The 14,991-nt window shown below is 68.1% G+C and carries 13 protein-coding genes and 3 pseudogenes; 7 read left to right on the forward strand and 9 right to left on the reverse strand.

Annotated elements, in window-relative coordinates; translation table 11 throughout:
• Positions 1-157: 157 nt before the first annotated feature.
• The gene (locus tag CP978_RS05010) at positions 158-475 is read right to left on the reverse strand and encodes a hypothetical protein (protein ID WP_227745321.1); all 318 of its coding nucleotides are present in this window, start codon (positions 473-475) and stop codon (positions 158-160) included.
• Between CP978_RS05010 and CP978_RS05015 the strand changes: the two are divergent.
• Positions 460-1,482 (forward strand): annotated as a pseudogene (locus CP978_RS05015) (IS1380 family transposase); the annotation flags it as partial. The gene CP978_RS05010 and the pseudogene CP978_RS05015 sit on opposite strands and share 16 nt — an antisense overlap.
• Positions 1,483-1,734: 252 nt before the next feature.
• On the forward strand, positions 1,735-2,271 hold the full coding sequence (locus CP978_RS05020; protein WP_043437867.1) for a TerD family protein: 537 nt from the start codon (positions 1,735-1,737) through the stop codon (positions 2,269-2,271).
• A 200-nt stretch (positions 2,272-2,471) separates the two neighbouring features.
• Here the strand turns inward: CP978_RS05020 and CP978_RS05025 are convergent.
• The 3 genes and pseudogenes from CP978_RS05025 to CP978_RS05035 form a co-directional block, all read right to left on the reverse strand.
• Positions 2,472-2,789 (reverse strand): annotated as a pseudogene (locus CP978_RS05025) (ATP-binding protein); the annotation flags it as partial.
• Between the two features lie 189 nt (positions 2,790-2,978).
• Entirely contained in the window at positions 2,979-3,581 is a 603-nt protein-coding gene (locus CP978_RS05030; protein WP_052454023.1) for a helix-turn-helix domain-containing protein, read from the reverse strand.
• Positions 3,582-3,649: 68 nt separating this feature from the next.
• Complete coding sequence (locus tag CP978_RS05035; RefSeq protein WP_043437872.1) at positions 3,650-4,288, reverse strand: class I SAM-dependent methyltransferase; 639 nt, start codon at positions 4,286-4,288, stop codon at positions 3,650-3,652.
• A gap of 351 nt (positions 4,289-4,639) precedes the next feature.
• On the opposite strand from CP978_RS05035, the gene CP978_RS05040 reads away from it, so the two are divergent.
• From CP978_RS05040 to CP978_RS05060, 5 genes are all read left to right on the forward strand, one after another.
• Positions 4,640-5,074 (forward strand): hypothetical protein, encoded by a 435-nt coding sequence (locus CP978_RS05040; protein ID WP_043437874.1) that lies wholly within the window; start codon positions 4,640-4,642, stop codon positions 5,072-5,074.
• A gap of 255 nt (positions 5,075-5,329) precedes the next feature.
• Positions 5,330-5,554, forward strand: coding sequence for a transposase domain-containing protein (locus CP978_RS36350; protein ID WP_107070348.1), 225 nt, complete (start codon positions 5,330-5,332; stop codon positions 5,552-5,554).
• A 66-nt stretch (positions 5,555-5,620) separates the two neighbouring features.
• Positions 5,621-6,682, forward strand: a complete 1,062-nt coding sequence (locus CP978_RS05050) for an NAD(P)/FAD-dependent oxidoreductase (RefSeq protein WP_043437876.1) — start codon at positions 5,621-5,623, stop codon at positions 6,680-6,682.
• A gap of 1,159 nt (positions 6,683-7,841) precedes the next feature.
• On the forward strand, positions 7,842-8,441 hold the full coding sequence (locus CP978_RS05055) for a transposase domain-containing protein (RefSeq protein ID WP_227745611.1): 600 nt from the start codon (positions 7,842-7,844) through the stop codon (positions 8,439-8,441).
• Between the two features lie 185 nt (positions 8,442-8,626).
• On the forward strand, positions 8,627-10,144 hold the full coding sequence (locus CP978_RS05060) for an SWIM zinc finger family protein (RefSeq protein WP_227745322.1): 1,518 nt from the start codon (positions 8,627-8,629) through the stop codon (positions 10,142-10,144).
• Positions 10,145-10,552: 408 nt separating this feature from the next.
• On the opposite strand, the gene CP978_RS35530 is transcribed toward CP978_RS05060, so the two are convergent.
• The 5 genes and pseudogenes from CP978_RS35530 to CP978_RS05090 all read right to left on the reverse strand — a co-directional run bounded on the left by CP978_RS35530 (position 10,553) and on the right by CP978_RS05090 (position 14,734).
• A complete protein-coding gene (locus CP978_RS35530) occupies positions 10,553-10,711 on the reverse strand; it encodes a hypothetical protein (RefSeq protein WP_227745323.1) in 159 nt (52 codons plus the stop codon).
• Positions 10,712-10,715: 4 nt separating this feature from the next.
• Positions 10,716-11,045, reverse strand: a pseudogene (locus tag CP978_RS05070) (helix-turn-helix domain-containing protein).
• Positions 11,046-11,232: 187 nt separating this feature from the next.
• Entirely contained in the window at positions 11,233-11,961 is a 729-nt protein-coding gene (locus tag CP978_RS05080; RefSeq protein WP_043437878.1) for an SDR family oxidoreductase, read from the reverse strand.
• Entirely contained in the window at positions 11,958-14,408 is a 2,451-nt protein-coding gene (locus CP978_RS05085; RefSeq protein WP_043437880.1) for a site-specific integrase, read from the reverse strand. Before CP978_RS05085 ends, CP978_RS05080 begins: the two co-directional genes overlap by 4 nt.
• Complete coding sequence (locus tag CP978_RS05090) at positions 14,405-14,734, reverse strand: helix-turn-helix domain-containing protein (RefSeq protein WP_043437882.1); 330 nt, start codon at positions 14,732-14,734, stop codon at positions 14,405-14,407. The genes CP978_RS05085 and CP978_RS05090 overlap by 4 nt, the downstream gene beginning before the upstream one ends.
• Between the last annotated feature and the right edge of the window lie 257 nt (positions 14,735-14,991).

Genomic DNA, 14,991 nt, shown 5'->3' on the forward strand with positions numbered 1-14,991 from the left:
CCTGAGCCGGCCGCCGTCCTGGAATACCGGGGCGGCTCGCCGTAGGTGCGCGGCGACGTCCGGAAACGGACGGCGGCCGAAAAGGCCCTGCGCGGGGTGGACGCGGACTGTCACCGGGTGGCGATGGTCGGCCTATCCGGCCGCTCCAAGTGATCGACTAGGAGTCTGAGCGCAGTCCCAGAGCGCTGTGCTGAATCAGGCCAGCCGGGGCATCAGCAGAGCGCGACTTCCGACGAGTCAACTCCACCAGCTTCGATCGAAGGGCAGGCGCTGGTTCACCAAGCACGATGGCGGTGATCACCAACGCAAGCATGACGCAGTCGTAGGCATCGTCCGTCCCTCCATAGCGCTCGGCATCACGCTCTACCACGGCACTGGCGATCCGCCAGCCACCGCCATCGACCGGCGCGAAGGTCGCCGCGAAGACTCCGTAGCCGGTCCAGCTTCGATGCAGGAAGACAACCTCGCCTTCCACGAAGACGTGTCTGGCGGTTGGCCGGTGACAGGGCGCCTGACACGGGCGGGAGGGTGACCGTCGACCTCGACGGGGTGCTGGTGATCGCGCACTCCGACAAACAGGACGCGGCCCCGACCTGGAAGCGGACCTACGGCCACCACCCGCTGATGGCCTTCGTCGACCACGGCGCGGGCGGCACCGGGGAACCCGTCGCGGCCCTGCTCAGGCCGGGCAACGCGGGCTCGAACACCGCCGCCGACCACATCACCGCAGCCCGCCTGGCCCTGGCCCAGCTGCCGAAGAAGTACCGGCGCGGGCGGCAGACCCTGATCCGCACCGACTCCGCGGGCGGCACCCATGACTTCGTCGCCTGGCTCGCGAAGCGGGGCCAGTGGCTGTCCTACTCGGTCGGCATGGTGATCACAGATGCGATCCACGAACACGTGGTGAAGGTTCCGGTATCGGCCTGGACGCCGGCCGTCGAGGCGGACGGCGAGATCCGCGACGGCGCCTGGGTCGCCGAACTCACCGGCGACGTCCTGGAGGGTCGGCCGAAGGAGATGAGGCTGATTGTTCGGAAGGAACGGCCTCACCCCGGGGCCCAGTTGAGGCTCATCGACGCGGACGGCATGCGACTGACCTGCTTCGCCACGAACACCTCCGGCCAGCCGATCGCCGAGCTCGAGCTCCGTCACCGGCTGCGGGCCCGGGCCGAGGACCGCATCCGGGCCGCCCGGGCCACCGGGCTGCGGAACCTCCCCCTGCACGACACCGCCCAGAACCGCATCCGGCTGGAGATCGTGCAGATCGCGCTGGACCTGCTGGCCTGGATGCCGATGCTCGCGCTGACCGGGAAGGACAGACTCTGGGAGCCCCGCCGCCTGCGGCTCCGCCTGCTCACCGCGGCCGGACAGCTCGTAACCACCGGCCGCCGTCGGGTCCTCCGCCTGGCCCGGCACCGGCCCTGGACCAGCCACATCACCGCCGCCCTCGACCGGCTCACCCAGCTGCCGGACCCCGGCTGACCGACGGATTCCCCGTCCCTACGACAGCACCTCAACACCCGGAACAGTGGAACCCGGGCGCCACCCCGAGGCGACACTCGGGCTTTGGTCCTGCCCAGCCTCAGCGCACCGCGCGAAAACGGTCCACCGACTCCGTCGGCGGACCGTCACGAAACTTCGAGGTTAACGTGGCATCAAAGTGCAGGTCACAGGACATACTTGAGGGCGTGCGGAGGTTCCGCAGGCGTGCGGCATTGTGGAAGGGGACGACCGGTGGGGGCTGTCGGCAGTGGGCTGGAAAAGGCCGAAGTACGGCTGAAATGGGACCCGAGTCCACTGGGGGAGTCGCCGCGTCACCTCGACATCGTTGCCGCGACTTATTCCGTGGACGATCCGTTCGGCAGGTCGGTGTACGTCGTGCACTACGACAGTCGCTCGCCGGATGGCACGATCAACATGAACCGGCACAGCCAGACCGGCATGGGTTTCGGGTTCGTCGAGGTGATGTCCCTTGAGTTCGGCCGTCTGTCCGCCGCCTACTCACGGGTGGTGGTCGGCGTGATCATCCACCAGGAGCCGGATCCCCGCACCTTTGGTGACATGTCCAACGCCGGCGTGGTGGTCGTCGAGGGCTACCAGGAACTGCTCACCGATGACTTCTCGGGCGTGGCAGCAGCGCGAGCGACAACGGTCGCGGAGTTCACCAGGAGCGACTCCGGCGCGTGGGAAATGCGCAAGATGATCTGCGGGTCCGACAGCGATCCCGCGGTATTCATGTCTGAGATGGGCACCATCCGCCCCCGCACCTGATCTCGAGCCTCGTGTGAGCCCGAGGCACCGCAGACGGCCGACCAGCGCTGAGCGGGAACCATACCGACTCGCGCGCACTGTGCGACCTGTCCGCGCCACCCAGCGCGGCACCATTGTGTTGTAGTCGGACTTGCGGCTCCCGCCTCGAACAGCTGGCACGGACAGCAGGCCCTCAGAGGGCTTCGGCTAATACGGCCCCATTACGCAACCGATGCCAAGGCCAACTGCTCGGCCCAGACGATCTTCCCGTTGGGGGTGAAGCGGGTTCCCCACCGCTCGGCGAACTGGGCGACGAGGAAGATTCCGCGACCGCCTTCGTCAACGGCCGTTGCGTAGCGCAGGTGCGGGGAAGTGCTGCTGCCGTCACTGACCTCCATCACCAGGTGTGTCCCGCGCAGAAGTCGCATGTGGACAGGCGGTACCCCGTAGCGGATGGCGTTGGTGACCAGTTCGCTGATGATCAGTTCGGCAGTGAATGCCATCTCCTCCAGGTTCCATCCTGTCAGCTTCGCGGACACCTCGGCCAGGGCAAAGGCGATGGCCACCCACGACCGGTCAGCGTCGCTGATGTGCGGGTCCCTCTGCTCATGGGGCAGAGCGATGTTGACGATGGACAAGTCCAGGACGCCGAGCAGCGAGGTGACGGAGACCATGGTCGTTTGCGGTCGGGGCGCTGCGTCTGTCGCAGACGCAGGACGTGTTCGTGGTCAGCACTGGCGGACGTGGAGTTGTTCGCCGCTGGCGGAGAACAGGGCCAGGACTTCGGCTGCCGCGTCGTGGTCGGCGCTGGTCAGGGCGTGGGGTATGCGGGTGTCGAATTCGACGGCTTCGCTGGCGTGCACGCGGGTGGTCGTGGTGCCGAGGGTGAGGTCGATGGCGCCGGTCAGGACGTACAGCCATTCGTAACCGCCATGCGTGCGCAGCGAGGGCTTCGGGGCGATCCGCAGGGGCGGGAGCACCATCTTGAAGGCCTCCACGGGAGCTCTGCCGCGGGTGAGAGGGACGAAGGTGGTGCCGTTGTTGCGGATCGGCTTGACGTGGACGCGGGGGTCACCGGTGGGCGGGGCACCGATCAGGTCGTCCAGGGCGACCCGGTAGACGTGGGCCAGTGGCAACAGCAGGTCCAGGTTGGGGCGGCGCCTGCCGCTCTCCAGGCGGGAGAGGGTGCTGATGGAGATGCCGGTGCGTTCGGCGACGTCCGAGAGCGTCATTTGGCGGGCTTGGCGGGCGTCGCGCAGATGGGGCCCGACCGAGCCGAGCACGGCCTCTGTGTCGTGAACGAGCTGGTCGTCGGTCGGTGTGGTGGGCATGGCTCTCTTCTTCGTCGTGCGGGGTGGTGGGGGCTCCGCTCGCTGCGGGAGTACGGGGGCGGGGCGGTTCAGGTGGTGCGGGTCAGGCGCCACACATGGTCGGTGCGCGTGCCGGGGCGCCCCTCGGATGAGGGGGCGGACCGCTGGACGCTGGCGAGGGTGTCCACCTTCCAGGTGGGAGGCAGGGCAAGGGTGGTCAGCAGGCCCTCAAGGGTGAGAAAGACGACATCGGCGGGCTGCTGCGCGGCGGTGCTCCAGGTCGGCCATCCGGCATGCATGACGATGATCAATGTGCCGCCCGGTGCGACGGCACGGGCCGCCAGCCGCAGGATGGCCGTCTGATCCAAAGCGACTGGTGACTGAAGGTACTGCGCGGCGACGAGGTCGAAGCTGCCGCCGGGAAACGTCTGTCCGAGGTCGTGGTGCTGAAAGGTGACCTGCCCGGATAGGCCCAGCTCGATCGCCTGGGCGGCGGCCCGTCGCAAGGCTGTGGTGGAGATGTCGACAGCGGTCACCTGCCAGCCCCGGGACGCCAGCCACAAGGCGTCCGCGCCCTCGCTGCAGCCCAGCTCGAGTGCACTTCCCGGTGCCAGATCGCCCGCTTCGCGGACCAGCAGCTCGTTCGGCTGACCGCTCCAGATGCGTCCGCACTTGCGGTAGCGGTCCTCCCAGAACCGGGCCGGCTCGATGCTGTCGGGTGTGGTCATCAAGATCTCCTTACAAGCGCGGAAGGCGGCCCCTCGTGGCCAAAGTCCTCACCCGCCGCTCCGTAGGCAAGCTGCGTTGCTGATCCTGCAAACGGCGGGAGCCGGGGAGGGAGGGTGTCGTCAGGAGGCCTGAGGAAGTACGGCTGCAGAAGAGGTCACCAACAGGTGCACGGCAAGGTCGTCACCTGCGAGCTCCGCTGCACGAAGGCACCGCCGTGGGGCTTCTGACCCCGGGGTATCGGTCCAGTTCGTTTTGCCGGTACCGCAACGTCTGTTGTCCGTTGACTGGGTTGGTGCTGACCATGGCCAGGCGATTGACGCGCGTTTCCATACCTGGAAAGGACGAACCACATGGCGATCCAGCGTCATACCGAGGCGCCCGACTGCATCAGCATGGGCGGCACAGCCAACCTCTTCACCATGACCGAGAGGTCTGGCATCGGTGCCATGACGGGCACGATTGACGGTGCGGCCTACGGGGAGAACACCAGCGACCTGAACAGCGTCGGCAATGGCAGGTTCGAGTACACGATGTGTCATGTCTTTCTCGACAAGTGTGGCTCGAAGCTGCGCACGCAGGACCGTGCCGTCCTGCAGACTTCCACGGAAGACGGAGTCAGTACCTTGGAGGTGGAGTACACCGTGGTTGAGGCCACGGGGAGATTCGCGGGTTACGGCGGCGCCTTTCGCAGTCGCGGCTGGCTCAGCATGCGGGAAGGCGAAAACGGGATAGACCAGCACGCTGTCGGCGTTGTCCGCTTCGAGGGCGAGATTTGTCGCAAGTAGGTGAGCGCGCGAAGCGCGTCCGGCTTCACCCTCCTTGAGGTGGACTGATGCCTGCGAGCACAAGGCTGTGAAGTTACGGTCGCAGGCTGCACGCAAGTGCGTCCTGATCTGCGTGAACGCCGACGTTGGAAGCGGAGCCCCGGTAGGACGACGTGTCGACCAAGACTCATCATTCCAACCCGGGAGCTCCGCTGTCCGATAGTGAGTCATCACACGTGAAATCACGGTAACTAATGGCCTGTTCGCCCTACTCATCTGGGACAACTCACCCAGATCGCCCCGTTCGACATGGTCGATGAGGCTCTTGCCAAGACCGGTGCGACCCAGCAGCGGCTGCGGAAGCTTCCCGCCGGGGTGTGGTCCACCTGCTGCCGGCCGTCGCCTTGTTCGAGGAGTGCGGCTACCAGACTGTTTGGCGCAGGGCCTGATTGCCGGGAGAGCGCGGCAGATGAGTTCATCGACCCGGCTGCAACCGGGTGAACCGATACTTTGCGGAAATAGCAAGGCTGTTTGCCGTAGACGGTAGCGCGGGGTGACAGTGCCGATATGGACACCAATGAGCTGAAGAGCACCGAAGGCCGTACCTGGGACGTCGTCGTGGTCGGCGGGGGCGTCGCCGGCCTGTCCGCCGCCCTGCTGCTGACTCGCGTACGGCGCTCCGTCCTCGTCATCGACGCAGGCGAACCCCGCAACGCCCCCGCCGCGCGAGTCGGCGCCCACAACATCCTGGGCCGCGAAGGCATCTCCCCCCTGGAGCTCCTTCGCACAGGCCGTGAGGAAGTCGCCTCCTACGGCGGAGAAGTCGTCAACGGCCGAGTCGAGCGCGTCGAGCGAGGCGACAGCACGTTCACCGTCACCACCCAGGACGGACAGCGCGCCTGTGCCCGGCGCGTCCTGGTGACCACTGGCCTGATCGACGAACTGCCCGACATCCCCGGCCTGGCCGAGAGGTGGGGCCACGACGTGATCCACTGCGTGTACTGCCACGGCTGGGAAGCCCGCGAAACCAAGGTCGGCGTCCTGGGTAACTTCCATCAAGCTCTGTTGTTCCGTCAGATGACCGACCAGGTCACCCTCTTCGCCCACCACGCACAGGCAGAGCTCACCGACGAACAGTGGGAACAGCTCGCCGCCCTCGGCATCGAAGTAATCCACGGCGCCGTCACCGCCCTCGAGACCGACACCGAACAAGACAAGCTGACCGGGGCCCGCCTGGCCTCCGGCACCGTCATCCCCCTCGACACCCTTGTCGTCGCGCCGGCCTTCTCCGCCCGTGGCGGCTTCCTCGAAGACCTCGGCCTCACACTCAACCCCCACCCCGCCGTCCCCGGCGTCCAGGTCGCCGTCGACCCCTCCGGATTCACCGGCGTCCAGGGCGTGTGGGCCGCCGGGAACGTCAGCGACGTCCTCGCTGCCGTGCCCCAGTCCGCCGGCGCCGGAAACACCGCAGGTGGCGCCATCAATATGGACCTCATCCTCGAAGACGCCCGACGTGCCACCGAGGCCCGCGAAGCAGCATCGGCAACGCCGTTCGACGGCACGATGGAAGCAGAAGTGTCGCGACGCGTTCTGGGGACCCGCGCCCACGGTCTGGAAGGCCTCGCATAGCAAGCGGCGAGGCGCTTCCGCAACACCTCGTCATCGCCACCGCCAGGCCCTGCCCGTGAGCACCACCATGCGGCAGGGCCTGCCGCATGACCCGAGGGGCGAAGCTGATTGGGTGCAGTTCCTTTGGAGGGAAGGGTAGAGTTGGCCGCTGCGCGTGGGCGGGCCTGGGTCACCAACCCTTGATCATCGAGCTGCCCTCTCGCGTTGCTAAAAGCCATTCGAGGTACCAGCTGCGGAAGGTGTGACGGTTTCCTTTTGCATCGACGTACGGCTCGAAGGGCGGGTGACCCCGCTGTCCCAGTCATCCCCGCGGCGCGGGGGACGATGATGAGCTGGCCGGTCATCCCGCATCCGTTGTCGCATCGCGCCGCGCCCGCATTCCAGGAACCGGGCATCGTCGCCGGCGTCACGAAGACCTTGCGGTAGTCGTCCAGGTAGTCCTCGTCTTCGTCACGTGTGGCGGGTTCGTACCCGGCGGCGCGAAGGGTCGCTATCTGCTGGTCGGCCCAGTCTTCTGTCTCGACGAACGCACTCGGATCCGGCAGCCAGGGATGCTCCTCGTCGTTCTCCCAGGCCCATCCTCACTTTCCCTCGATTCGGCGGAATGACGTGGGCTCGAACGCCGGTCCGGGGCCGCCGGCTCCGACCTCTGCCAGAAACGTGCGGTCTCGTCGGGGTGCGCGACACCGAACTGCGCCTCGACCTCGGCAATGGCGGCGGGAGTCAAGACGGATTCGAACGTCGAGTGTCGAGACGGCCCACGGCCACGGCGGCCGTTGGCGCCCGATGCTGACAAAGGGGGCCAGCGGTGATCTAGCCTCGCGCTTTCACGCGGCAGGGCGTCCAGTGGGTGATCAGAATCGCGGAGAGTGCCCCTGACCTGCAATGCCGGTGATTTAGCGCATCAGCGCAGGTAGAGCGCGCGATGACGACTGTTCTGGGTGAGTAGAACCCTGGGATGCACAGGCGGCCCGCCACGATCTGGTGATGTGCCAGGTGATCTCGGGACGGGGCAACGGGGCTCCAGTAGGACAGAAGATCGACCAAGATCCGACTGTCTGCGAGGGAGCCCTGTTGGGCGCTTGTCTGCGAGGGAGCCCTGTTGGGCGCTCAGTCTGCCATCGCTGTTGCCCCAGCCGTCACCACGGCGGTCCGGCCGGTGCCACCTCGAAGCCCCCGAAAGCGGTTGGAGCCGCAGTTCGGCGACCGAATCCGACTCGGCGTACTCACCGAGGAGATCACACCTGAAGTAGTCGACGAAGTACTGGAGTTGACCGGAAGAGCCGAGCGCCGCCGCAGGCTTCTCCCGGCTCGCGCGGTGGTCTATTTCCTTTGTCAGGATGCGTACGTCCGTGGCGTCAAGGTCCTCGGCATTCTGCACGATCTCCGAGAGTCCCTGGAGACGGTCGCTGGACAGATTGCCTGCGTGATCTCGGGTACGTCTCAGCGCGTGCCGTACTTGACCGTCCAGTCCGGCAAACCGGCTACCGAGTCGCTCGACTGCTGCCTCAGTCGCAGCCAAGCCCTCCGGCTCTGGTACGACGGCTCCTTCTGGGATGCCCTCCAGAGAGAAGAGCGCATCGGCGGACGCAATCCCCCGCTCCACCGCGGCTGTTCGATGCACCGCATCCCCCGTGCTCATCCCTGCCCCCGCATACCTCGGCACTCCCTACGACACAAGGTAACGAGGCCAGCGCAATCAGCACACGTCAACCCGAGACCTGTCGCCGTATGGCCCGAGCCCAAAGAACAGCCCTAACGCGCTGCTCGACGGGTTGAGCCCGACAAGTCGATTGACCCGCGCCATCTGATCCAGGACGACCACCTCACGCTCCGTCAGAAACAGCGTCGACCGAGCGTCAAGACATTTCCCGAACTCGTCTCTTACGGAGTTGAGGCAGAACGTTCTAGACCCACGCCCCCGCTGCGAAACACCGGGCCTGGGTGGAGTCGATGGAGGACGCCTGGCCCGAGGAGGAGCCGCTGAAGAAGGGGCGGACCGTCGCCCGCTCCGGCCGCCTCGGGCCCCTCGCGGTCGGACCGGGGCGCATCGCCGCCCAGGTCTACGACGGCGCGGACGAGCCGTACACGGTGGTCCTCGGACTTCCGCAACCGGCGGAGGAGCAGTGGGACGCGCTCTGGGAACGGACCGCGGACCGGCCTGCGGAGACGGAGGCGCTGCTCGCCGGGGAGCTGCCGCCGGACCTCCTGGAGGCCGCGGAGGACGCCCGGCTGGGGCTGCTTCCGGGCTACGGCGAGCTGGAACCGGACTGCGGCTGCGACGAACCGGACCATCCGTGCGCGCACGCGGTCGCGCTCGGCTACCAGTTCTCCTGGCTGCTCGACGAGGAACCACAGCTCCTGCTGCTGGTCCGCGGCCGGGACTGGCCGACCGCGCTGGAGGAGCTGAAGTCCGTCCTCCTTCTGCGCGCCCTGGCCGAAGGGACCGAGGCCGACGACGTCCCGGACGCCGGGGACGCGGAGGACACCAGCGAGGGCGCGGACCTCGCAGGCGGACAGCCGGACGAACTGACGGACAGTCCGGCCGCTGCGGGGATCCCCGCCGCCGAGGCGTACACCCGCCCGGCCGCCCCGCTTCCGGCACTCCCGCCGCTGCCCGAACCGCCGGACGACGACACAGAGCCGGTCACCGGCATCGAGGCGGACCCGCTGGAGCAGCTGGTCGCCGACGCCGCCGTACGCGCCCGGGAACTCCTCGCGTACATCCTGGGGGCGGGCGGCGAGCCGCCCCGGCCGCTCGGCCGGTGGCAGGACACCGTGCGGATCGCCGCCACCCACCCCGCACCCCGGGTGCCCGCGCGGCTGCGGGACTCCTGCGACCGGCCGGAGGAGCTGGACCGGGCGGTCGAGGCCTGGCGGTGGGGCGGAGCCGCCGGACTGGCGGTGCTCGAAGAGGTGTGGCAGCCCGAGGGGCCCGACGTCACCCGGGCGCGCACGGCGCTCTCGACGGGCTGGGAGGACGAGGAGCTGCCCGACCTTGATCCGGCTGGTGGGGTTGCGGAAGATCAGCCCCTGCCGTTTGGCCCGGGTGAACAGGGACCGCAGAGCGACAAGCTGATCACGTTGATGGCGGCCCTCCACGGTTTTCATGTGGGCGAGGACGTCGTCGCGAGTCACCTCCCGCAGGTGGTCGTAGCGGTTCGACCACTCCAGCAAGGCCGGACGGACTGGTTGAGGGAGAGCCAGGCCGTGCCCTCCCTTCGCGGGAGACTGCGGGGGCCGCCGTCGCACAGGACTCGCGTCCAGCGCTCGGCTTCCGAACGGATGCCGACTGCCAGCCCTTCCAGGCGTCCGACGAGCCAGCGCTCGAAGGACGGCTCGCTGTCGTCCTCGAAGATCCCCATCTCCTCCAGGACCGCGACGACGTGGCCGACGGGCAGGTCCAGGGCCCGCAGCGGGGAGAAGATCTCCGTGTGCCGGATGGCGTCGCCTTCGACGTGACCGGTGAGAACGACGGCCAGGCCCCGGTTGACCGCGAAGCGGATGTTGCGTCCCCAGCCGCGGGCCTCGGCGAGCCGGTGGGCGAGGTACTTCGCCCAGGCCAGCCACGGGCTGGCCAGGTCTGCATCGGCCGGGTCGAGCCAACCGAAGTGCCGGGGGATCTGCTCGAACAGCGGCGGCTGCCGCCAGCCGGGGTCCGGCGCGGGAGGCGGTTTGCGCGGGGGCCACGCCGTCTTGCCTTCCGCCGGGTGGAGGCGTCGGTCTTCTGCGGTAGTGCATCCCGACGAAGAACATGGTGCCGGACGGCGGCGAGCCGCTCCCGCACGTCTGCCCCTTCCGCCGGCTGGCCGTCGACTGTCTTCGCGCCGAGGCGGGCCTGGCACCGGCACAAACGGCAGTAATCCCACTTCAACGGCTGGACGCACGGCAGCCGGTGCATTGCGCCGCGTCGTGCCCCCGGCCGAACATGTAGCAGGTGTGGCAGAGCCGTCCGCGGAAGTCGCCCCAGGCCAGGCAGCCCGGGCAGGAACTGGTCAGCTTGACGTAGCCCTTCGGGAAGCGTGCCACCGACTCACTCCGGCGGCAGCGACCGGCCGTCCCGGCGCTTGGGGATCACCTTCGGCGCGGCGGTCCCCGAGCCGACAGCTGCCCGGACCGTCTCCTCCTGGCCGGGGCGGTGCACCTACTCCGGCTCGGGGATCAGGAGGTCGCCGATCTCGCAGCCGAGGACGACGCAGATGACGTCCAGATCCTCCAGCTTGAGGGAGACCGGCTGGCCGGACCACAGCCCGGACATCTTCCCGGCCGAGATGACCAGGCCGTGCTCGGCCAGGCTGCGCTGGAGCTCGGAGGCTTTCCAGATCCCCTTGTTCGCGGCGGTCAGCCGCAGGTTCCACTTCATCGCAGAAGTCCTTCCAGCCGCTTCGCGGCCCGCTGCTGCCCGGCCACCCAGGCGTCCTCGACCCGGGTCTGCTGGACATGTAATGGTGGAGTCGGGTATTGGAACTGTCTGAATGCCCCCGGTCCGGGGCTCATGTGCCGCCCGGACCGCGGTGTGAGTCGCCGTGCGTGGACGTGCCGGGAATCGGTCAGGCCTGTTCGAAGTGGAACGCCTTGATGAAACAGTCGCGGGGCTGGGTGACGGCGAAGAGGATGCACTCCACGAGTGACTGCGCGGTGAGGGCGTCATTGGCCTCGCGGGGTGTGTTCTCCCACTGCTCGGAGAACGGGTCAGGGTTGTCGAAGTCGGGCGGGTACAGGGAGATCACCCGGACTCCTTGGGGCCGCAGGCGCTTGGAGAGGATCTCGGCGAACCCTGCCTGGGCGCTCTTGGCCGCGTAGAAGGCGTCGTGCGCGTCCGAGCGGTGATGACCGGCTGTTCCGCAGGCGGAGATCATGGTCACCACGTCCGGCTTATCCGAGTTGAGCAGGAGAGGGAGGAAGTTCTTCACGGTCAGGACGGTTCCGGTGGCTCCGGATGCGATGGTGTCGACGACGTCGGCGTCGGAGGCGGATTGGAGGTCCGGTCCTTCGAGGTAGCGGGAGCCGTTGTTGATCAGCACGTCGACGCGGTCGGTGTGCCGGGCGACGTCGACAGCGAAGTCGCGGATCGAGGCCGGGTCCGTCAGGTCGCAAGCGAAGGCGTGGACTTGCTGGTGTCCCCGGCCGTGAACCTCGTCGCGGACACGTTCAGCGGCGGCAAGAGTGCGCGCGGAGAGAAAGACCTCGGCGCCGAGGTCCGCGAGACGGATGGCCAAGGTGCGTCCGAAATCGCGTCCGGCAGCAGTGATGACCACGCGGTGATCGTCGAGTCTCATGTCGGTGCTCCTGGTTTGTGGATGGGAGGTTGTGGTGAAGTGCGGCGGCTGACCTCAGCGGCGTAGGCGGCCCAGTCTCCGGCGGCGGCTCGCTGCCACTTGACGGCGACGGTGATGTCGATGCCGAGGGTGCGGGCGAGGACCGCGGCGGGCAGCTCGGTGGCGAGCTGGAACAGCGCGGTCGAGCGGGCTTCCGCGAGGCGGATGCCGAGTTTGCGGAGCCGTTCGCCCATGGCCCAGGCACTGATCGGCCGGCCGGGCTGGCCGCCGGGGAAGAGCCAGGGTGAGTCCGTCTGGGCGAGGACAGCATGGCTGCGGCGAACCGCGACCTGTTGCAGGGCCAGGTCAGCGACGGGTGCGGGAAGCTCCACTGGGACGGCGCCGAGGCGGATGCGAACGGCTCCGTCCGTCTCCTCGATGTGGTCGATGGTGAGCCGGGAGATCGCCGCGGGCCACTGGGCATAGAGGAGCAACAGCAACCCTGCAAAGCGGTCTTCGGGTTTGAGGGTGTCGTCGTGCAGCAGGCGGCGGGCGGTGTCCCAGCGGGCTTCGTCGTCCATCGCCTGGGAGGGGCCGTTCCATCTGACGGCCGGGAAGCTGAGATCGCGGGCGATCTTCTGGGCCAGGGTCCAGCGCACGAAGTGGCCTGCCTCCCGGCGGTGGCGGGCGTCGTCGCTGGTCATCCAGCGTTCAAGGTCGGCCTGGCGGCAGGTGGCCAGGGTGAGGTTATGTTCTTCGAGCCAGTCCAGGAGGTGGACTGCCGCCCGCAGATGCTGGCGGGCGACCGTGATTTGGTAGTGCGTGATGTCCTTGCCGCGGCTGCGTCGGCGGAGCCGGCGCAGGAGATGCCACGTCGCGTACCGGTGCAGGATTTTCCGGCCCTCGGCCGTCGCGTGGGAGGAGACGAGGTCCTTCACGTGCCGTTCGAGACGGACCATCTGCTCATCTCGCTGGGGCAGGACTCCGGTGGCGACGAGGACGCTGCGGATGTGCTCGACGACCTTGCCTTCAGGAAGCTCGTCCAGGGCCTTGTGAGTGAGAGGCCGGCGGCCGGAGCCAAGATCGGACAGGACGGTGGAGACGATGCCCTTGGAGAGCCAGCGCATCGCGGTGCCGGCCCGCTCGGTGTCGCCCAGGGCGTCGTGAAGGAGCTGTAGCTTCGGGTTTATGGAGCCGGTGCCATCGGCGAGGAGTTCGTGGAGCCGCTGCTTGAGGCTGCAGCGGGGGCACGGTCCCGGTGCGTGCAGCCGTTCGGCTTGTCCGCAAGTGGGACAGGGGCGCCAGAGCTCGGCGTCCGGCGTGGTGCAGGGGCCGCAGACGGGGGCGTCGGCGGTGCCGGAGTGTATGCCGCGCATTCGTCCGCAACCGGTGCAGTGAGCTTGGCGCCTGTCACAGCCGCCGCAGCGAGGCAGGCCGGTGAGCTTCGAGAGCATGCAGGGTGCGGTGCGACCGCAGATCGAACAGAGCAGGATGGGCAGGGGACGGCAGTTCGGGCAGATCGGCCCGTCCGCGGTGCGGTTGCTGACCATGCGTGACTCGCCGCAGACGATGCACGTCTCCAGGTTCGCCGGGTCCTTGACCAGGCAGCTCGGACACAGTGGTCGCCCGTCGGCGTCGCGGGTGGCCGGTTCCCGCCGGGCGCCGCAGCGTACGCATTCTTCGATGCGGGACTTGGCGATGCAGTTGCGGCAGACGCGCTGCCCGTCCAGTGGCTTGTCGATGCGGACCACCCGGTGGCGGCGAGGGCAGCCGGGCCGGACGATCCCGGCGACCCCGGCCTCGTGCAGCAGGTCGATGAACCGCAGGATGGCGCGGTGTGGCGCCAGGTGTCCCTCCCCTGTCAGCAGGCGAGGGTTTTCCTCCAGGACCCAGACCACTCTCTGGCGATGGTGAGGTCGGTGGGGTGCCGACCGGCGGAGGGCCTCGGCGACCGCATCGCCGTCGGCACCAGGGGCGATCGCGGTGATCAGTTCGTGGACGACCGCGGCAGGATCACGGTCGTCGTTGTCGGGACACATCTTGCAGCGGGGCGGGCCCTTGCGGTCGCGGAAGCTGACGCGTCGGACGTTGCCGCAGGCGGTGCACTCGGCTCTCTCCTGCCCGCAGACTCCGCAGTACCAGTCTTGGCCCTTGCGCTGGAGGGTTCGCAGCTTCTTGCCGCACTCGGCGCAGACCGGTGCCGCGATCGCCGAGGCGCCGGCCTTGCGGAGCGCGATGAGCAGATCACCGATCGCCCGGGGTGCCGGGGACCGGCCGTCGGTCAGGAGCGCGGGTCGCATCGCCAGGGCCTTGGCCAGGCTCCGTGACTTCGCGCGGCCACCCGCGACCACGGTGGCCACGGCCCGGATCCTCTCGGCGCCGAGTTCCTTCTCGACATCGGTGACGAGGTCTGTGATCAGGCCGATCGGGTCCGCGACGGCGCGATCCAGCTGGTCAGCCGTGGTCAAGGCCGATCAACTCCTCTGATGCGAGCACGCTTTGGACGCAGTCCGCCGAGCCCCTCCGCGTCGGGCGCCGAGCCACGGGCGGCTGCCTTCTTCGGCTTCTTCACTGCCCCGGCCGCCGCGATCGGCTCGATGAGGTCGTCCATGGTGCAGTCGAGGATGTCGAGCAGAGCCATGAGGATTTTCAGGCTCAGTCGCTCCGGTCGCTCGACGACGAGCCGGTAGACCTGGCTCGTGGACAGCGTGATGCCGCGTTCGGCAAGCAGAGGGAGGAGGTCCGAATCTTGTTGACTCCCCACAACGTGTCGCCAGGCGCCCCACTTCCACATGTAGTCCCAGCCCGCCGCCTCCAGAGTCAGCAGCGGTTCGGTCGCCGCCGAGCCAGCGAAACCCCGCTGCAGGCGCTAAAACTACAGAGGGCAAGCCTTGATGCAAGCTGACTCAGCGTCAGAAAGATCAGCATTGGGTCAGCATAGGGACTCCTACAGCTACCCACAGACGGCGGTACTTTGGATCGGCGGTCACCTCGGTCAGCCCCTCCGACCAGTCAGCCGCCGCTTTGTCGAGCACCCCCAGAACAGAGGCA

It is taken from the genome of Streptomyces nodosus, assembly GCF_008704995.1.
Lineage (GTDB): Bacteria > Actinomycetota > Actinomycetes > Streptomycetales > Streptomycetaceae > Streptomyces > Streptomyces nodosus.